This window comes from Trichococcus pasteurii, from assembly GCF_900112935.1.
GTDB lineage: Bacteria > Bacillota > Bacilli > Lactobacillales > Aerococcaceae > Trichococcus > Trichococcus pasteurii.
This window is the reverse complement of record NZ_FONM01000037.1, coordinates 1-5,414: the sequence shown is the minus strand read 5'-3', so window position 1 is coordinate 5,414 and position 5,414 is coordinate 1. Positions and strand designations below refer to the sequence as shown.

Annotated in this window: 4 protein-coding genes and 3 tRNA genes; all 7 read right to left on the bottom strand. The window is 45.5% G+C overall.

Features of this window, described 5'->3' with window-relative positions; all coding sequences use genetic code 11:
• Window positions 1-266 precede the first annotated feature (266 nt).
• Window positions 267-863, bottom strand: coding sequence for an anthranilate synthase component II (locus BM184_RS15015; RefSeq protein ID WP_086944004.1), 597 nt, complete (start codon window positions 861-863; stop codon window positions 267-269).
• Entirely contained in the window at window positions 864-2,294 is a 1,431-nt protein-coding gene (gene trpE / locus BM184_RS15010; RefSeq protein WP_086944005.1) for an anthranilate synthase component I, read from the bottom strand.
• A gap of 735 nt (window positions 2,295-3,029) precedes the next feature.
• On the bottom strand, window positions 3,030-3,671 hold the full coding sequence (locus BM184_RS15000) for a bifunctional 4-hydroxy-2-oxoglutarate aldolase/2-dehydro-3-deoxy-phosphogluconate aldolase (RefSeq protein ID WP_086944006.1): 642 nt from the start codon (window positions 3,669-3,671) through the stop codon (window positions 3,030-3,032).
• A gap of 32 nt (window positions 3,672-3,703) precedes the next feature.
• Complete coding sequence (gene uxuA / locus BM184_RS14995; protein ID WP_086944007.1) at window positions 3,704-4,771, bottom strand: mannonate dehydratase; 1,068 nt, start codon at window positions 4,769-4,771, stop codon at window positions 3,704-3,706.
• Between the two features lie 298 nt (window positions 4,772-5,069).
• Window positions 5,070-5,153, bottom strand: a tRNA-Leu gene (locus tag BM184_RS14990).
• Between the two features lie 39 nt (window positions 5,154-5,192).
• Window positions 5,193-5,263 (bottom strand) — tRNA-Cys (locus tag BM184_RS14985).
• 22 nt (window positions 5,264-5,285) lie between these two features.
• Window positions 5,286-5,357: transfer RNA gene (locus BM184_RS14980), tRNA-Gln, on the bottom strand.
• Window positions 5,358-5,414 lie beyond the last annotated feature (57 nt).

Genomic DNA, 5,414 nt, shown 5'->3' with positions numbered 1-5,414 from the left:
CTAAATCGTCTGTCAACAATTTTTTCAAATCATTTCAAAGCCGATTCTGGCGGACAACTTCTATATACTATCATCACAGCCGAATGCTGTCAACGATTTTTTAATTTTTTTAAAGCCTTTCGGCACAGACCAAGGAAATGCTGGAATCATTCCCCATACGGCATGCGAATCAGCGGTCCAAACCCACTTTATTTCCGCAAGAGCTTCCGACTTTCGCATTCGGAAATTCTGATGGATTTGTCCCGCTCACTCATACCTAATTTAAATCAATCCACTGGCTGTGCTACTTTTTTGGCGATGTTTTCCAAAAAGTTCCGGATAAGCGTCTGACCATCTTTGGTGAAAATCGACTCAGGATGGAACTGCAGGCCGTAGACGGCATGCTCCTTGTGCTTCATCGCCATGATGACGCCATCATCCACACTTTTGGAGAGTATTTCCAGTTCAGCGGGAAGGCTCTTTTCTTCGACTACTAGCGAATGGTAACGCATGACCTCGAAAGGGGAAGCGATTCCTTGGAAAAGTGGATCTCCATTATGCGTGACCATGGATGTTTTGCCGTGCTTCAGCGTTTCTGCGCGGATGACATTCCCGCCATAGGCATACCCGATGGCCTGATGTCCAAGGCATATTCCAAGCAATGGCACTTTTCCGGCAAATTCCCTGACCACATCTACGCAGATTCCGGCATCTTCCGGTACACCCGGCCCTGGGGAAAGGATGATGCAGTCCAGATCCATCGCCTTCATCTCATCCAGCGTCAGAGCATCATTCCGCACGACTTGCACATCCGGATTGATTTCACCGATGTATTGGTAGAGGTTATACGTAAAGGAATCATAATTATCGATCAATAAAATCATTCAGATTACCTCCTTCAAGGCCATTGCTTTATTGAGTGTCTCGGTATATTCCGATTGCGGAACGGAATCATGCACAATCCCTGCGCCGGCTTGGACATAGGCGAAGCCATCCTTCAGAATGATGGTCCGGATCGCAATGCATGTGTCCATGTTGCCATTATAGGAAAAATAGCCAACCGCACCGGCATAGATGCCCCGTTTCGTTCTTTCCAATTCGTCGATGATGCCCATTGCGCGTATTTTCGGCGCACCGGAAACGGTCCCTACAGGCAGACACGCGCTCAATGCTTCAAAACAGGTCAAGCCTGGTTTCAACTTGCCGGTCACTTTCGAAACAATGTGCATAACGTGGGAGTAGATATCCACTTCCATGAACTTATCCAGCTTGACGCTGCCGAATTCGCTGATTCTGCCGATGTCGTTCCTTCCCAGATCCACCAGCATCACATGTTCTGCCCGTTCCTTCTCATCTGCAAGCAGCTCTTTCTTCAACTCATTGTCTTCCTCTTCGTTCTTCCCTCTTCTGCGCGTTCCGGCAATCGGATTCGTCATGACTTCGCCACCCTGAACGGTAACCAGACTTTCCGGAGAGGAACCGACTACCTGGAAATCACCCAGATCGATATAGAATAGATAAGGCGATGGATTTTTAGTGCGCAGTCTTCTGTAGATATCGAACGATTCGGATTCCGATTTGATGGTCAAGCGCTGCGAGAGGACAACCTGAAAGATGTCACCAGCCTTGATGTATTCTTTCGCCTTCTCGACAATCTTACAAAATTCCGCTTCGCTGACGTTTGAGGAAACCTCCTGATTTGGATTCACCTCTTGGAAAGGCCGGATGCCGTTCGTCTGGTTCATCGTTTCGGCTAATTTTTCCAGATTCGCGGTGATTGTTTCATAATCCTCCGTGTCCTCGGGGAAAACATTATGGACGAGTGTCATCTTGTGCTGGTAGTGATCGTAACTGATGAATTGCTTGTAGAACATCAAGTAGGCTTCAGGCGCCTGCAGTTCATCCGGGTTCACATTCGGCAGCTTTTCGTATTGTCGGATGACATCATAGCCGACATAACCGATCGCACCGCCGACAAAAGGCAACGGGATATCGTTCTCAAGATAGGGAATCGACACATGCTCTTTTACGAAATCGAGCACCTTTCCTTTTTTGTGCACGGCTTGTCCATCGGTGATGATCGTCACGTCTTCGCCTATACTCGTGATGCTCTTGTAAGGATTCGAACCCAGAAAAGAGTACCTCCCGATTTCCCGCTCCGAAAAGACGCTCTCGAACAAAAACTTATGCTCCCCTTCAAGATTGTAGTACATGCCGATGGGCGTCAATTGATCCGCATTGACCGTCAAGTGTACCGGAAACACCTTATTCTGTTTTTTTGATGTTGCAAATTCTGTTGCTGTCAGATTAAACATTTGATCCACCCCTAATGAAATTTTTTCGCCATTTCTGCTTGATTCAGGGGATTTTGGATACAAAAAAAGCCACAACATCCCCTATAATGGGACGATGTAGCCGCGGTGCCACCCATATTAGTTCTCTACTGTTGACTCACGATCAACTCTGTCGTTCTTTGCGCTCCTTGACTCCCTTTCGGAATCAAGGACCCAATACGTCACCCAAAAAGGGCCATGCATCGTTGTCGCGCTAATACTACAGAATCAAAAAAACACTTCCTCCTCAAAAGGACGAAATGTTTCCATTCGTTAGCCACCTCAGTACAAAACTCGCTCTGCGGGTACGGATGTTACTCGATACCCCGTCCTTTTAACGGCGGACTCCCGGTTTTTGCTACTGCAATTTTCGCATCACGTCTCAGAGATCCATTCACCCACGGCTACAGTGCTTGGCTTTCACTGCCCCAAACTCGCTTTGACTAAACGCCATTGGCTACTACTTCTCATCACAGATTTTATTAGTGTAATTTTAATCCATTATAATCCTTTTCTCATTATTGTCAACTGGAAAGTGCTTGTTTTTTTAGCGCAAGAGGATCACTTTACGATAAGCAGATTACGGCTGACCATAATCATTCACTCAACTCGGCCCGGAAAAAAAAGTAGAGCAACAACACCCTCGTGTCATTACTCCACTAATTTTTTAGCATGATTGGCAAATGATTGTTTTAACAACCGACACTCAGCTATTCTCTAGGCTCTGATTTTATCCACCAATGTTTTCAGGATTTTGTCAGCTGTTTCACCATCATCTTTTTGTATGACCGATTCAGAAATGATAAACGAACCGCCCACTGCTACTATATGGTCATTTTGGACATACTCCATAAAGTTCTCTTCATTGATTCCGCCAGTCGGCAAGAACTTAACATCGTAGAAAGGGCCACTCAAAGCGTTGATCGCTTTTAAACCACCGTAAATATCTGCGGGGAAAAATTTCACTACTTTGATGCCATATTCCGTAGCGCGTTGAATATCGCCAGGCGTTGCCGTCCCAGGAAACACAGGGATATCATGCTTGATGCAATACTCAATTACATCCGGAACAATCGCAGGCGAAACAATGAATTTCGCTCCATTTTCAACAGCATCTTTCGCTTCTTTCAATGTCCTAACCGTTCCTGCGCCAACAATCAGTTCACCTGACTGAGCCAATTTCTTGATGGCATCCAAGGCTAAGTTACTGCGGAACGTTACTTCAATGAACCGCACATCGTTGTTGAGCAGAACCTCTTCCAATCGATCCAAACAGGAAAGATCCGTAGCGGTATAAAGAGGCAACAATTTTGTTTCTTCGATTTGTCGATAAATTTCGTGTTCCATGTTTGCTAGCATATTCCACTCTCACTTTCTTGCATTAAGAAATCTTATCCTTTTGCCTTCGTGATTGCTTCATGCAATCCTTGCAGATACGTAATGCCCATCGCGCGGTCATACAACCCATAACCAGGCATCGCAACCTCATCAAAGACAGTACGCCCATGATCGGGACGAACAACGCCGTCAAACCCGACATCCACTAAAGCCTTCATGATGGCGTACATATCCAATGAACCATCCGTGCTCAAATGTGCTGATTCCCTGAATTTGCGTTCGCCTAAAAATTCGACATTGCGGAAGTGAACAAAATTGATTCTATCGCCCACTTCATGGATGATTTCAACCATATCATTGTTTGGTTCAGCTCCAAGGGAACCTGTGCAGAGCGTAAGTCCGTTGTACGGAGAATCCACAATGCTGAGGATCTTTTTCAGGTCATGCAAATTCTTCGTGATGCGAGGGAGACCGAATAGTTCAAATGGAGGATCATCCGGGTGAATCGCCATCTTGACATTCATTGCCTCGCATACTGGAATGATTTTTTTCAAGAAATAGCTCAAGTTTTCAAATAAGATTTCTTCCGTAACGCCTTCGTACATTTCCACCAATTTGCCGAACTTATTCAGGCGCTCTTCTTCCCAACCAGGCAGGCTGAAGCCTTTCGATTGGCTGTGGATCAGTTTGTACATATCAGCCGGTTCCATCTTATCCACGACAGCTTGATCGTATACAAGCGAGAAGCTGCCATCTTTGTTTTCATAGAACAAGTCTGTTTTTGCCCAACCAAATATCGGCTTGAAGCTGTAGCAAATCATGCGAACATCGCAAGCGGATAAGTTCTTGATTGTCGTAATGTAATTCTCGATGTATTGATCGCGTTCAGACGTTCCTGCTTTGATCGCGTCATGGATCGCCACACTTTCGATCCCCAATAATTCCAGACCGCCTTTTTCCACGGACGCTTTCAATTCTTGGATTTCAGAAATTTCCCACACATCTCCGGGCAGTTTGTTCAACAGAGTGCCCACAACACCGTTAATCCCCGGTATCTGTCTTACATGTTTCAACGGAATTGTATCTCCCTTTTCCCCATACCATCTAAATCCCCATTTCATTACGCTTCACCCTTCCTTTTCCTTAAGAAATATCGTCCTCTTGATTGTTTTCCAGCTTTGATGCGTGCCAAGTACTTAAACCATCAGTTCTTTGGCCGATCGCAACTTCAGCGATATGATAGCGCATCCAACCTTTATACTCTTATTATACAAAAAAATATTTTTTTGTAAAGGGAAAATCAAAAGAAAATATTTTTTCTTTATAAATGCCGTGTTAACAGTAGAGAATTATCGCAAAAAAAATTCGACAAAAAAACCCAGAAAGATGATTTCATCTTTCTGGGTTTTTCAGATGTGATACCGGCGGCCGGGGTCGAACCGGCACGCCCTCGCGGGCACTGGATTTTGAGTCCAGCGCGTCTGCCAATTCCGCCACGCCGGCATGATATGAAGAATGCAATTTTCCATCTTACTTATGGAAAGGCGGTAACCGGATTTGAACCGGTGATAGAGGTTTTGCAGACCTGTGCCTTACCACTTGGCTATACCGCCGAGGTGTTACTATTTGAAAAAACTGGGCTAGCTGGATTCGAACCAACGAATGACAGAGTCAAAGTCTGTTGCCTTACCGCTTGGCGATAGCCCAATAAGAGGGCGACTGATGGGAATTGAACCCACGAATGCCGGATCCACAAACCGGTGC

Excerpts from the sequence above, each read along its gene's own strand:
- BM184_RS15015 (WP_086944004.1), bottom strand. The coding sequence starts at position 863 with ATGATTTTATTGATCGATAATTATGATTCCTTTACGTATAACCTCTAC.
- trpE (WP_086944005.1), bottom strand. The coding sequence starts at position 2,294 with ATGTTTAATCTGACAGCAACAGAATTTGCAACATCAAAAAAACAGAAT.
- BM184_RS15000 (WP_086944006.1), bottom strand. The coding sequence starts at position 3,671 with ATGCTAGCAAACATGGAACACGAAATTTATCGACAAATCGAAGAAACA.
- uxuA (WP_086944007.1), bottom strand. The coding sequence starts at position 4,771 with ATGAAATGGGGATTTAGATGGTATGGGGAAAAGGGAGATACAATTCCG.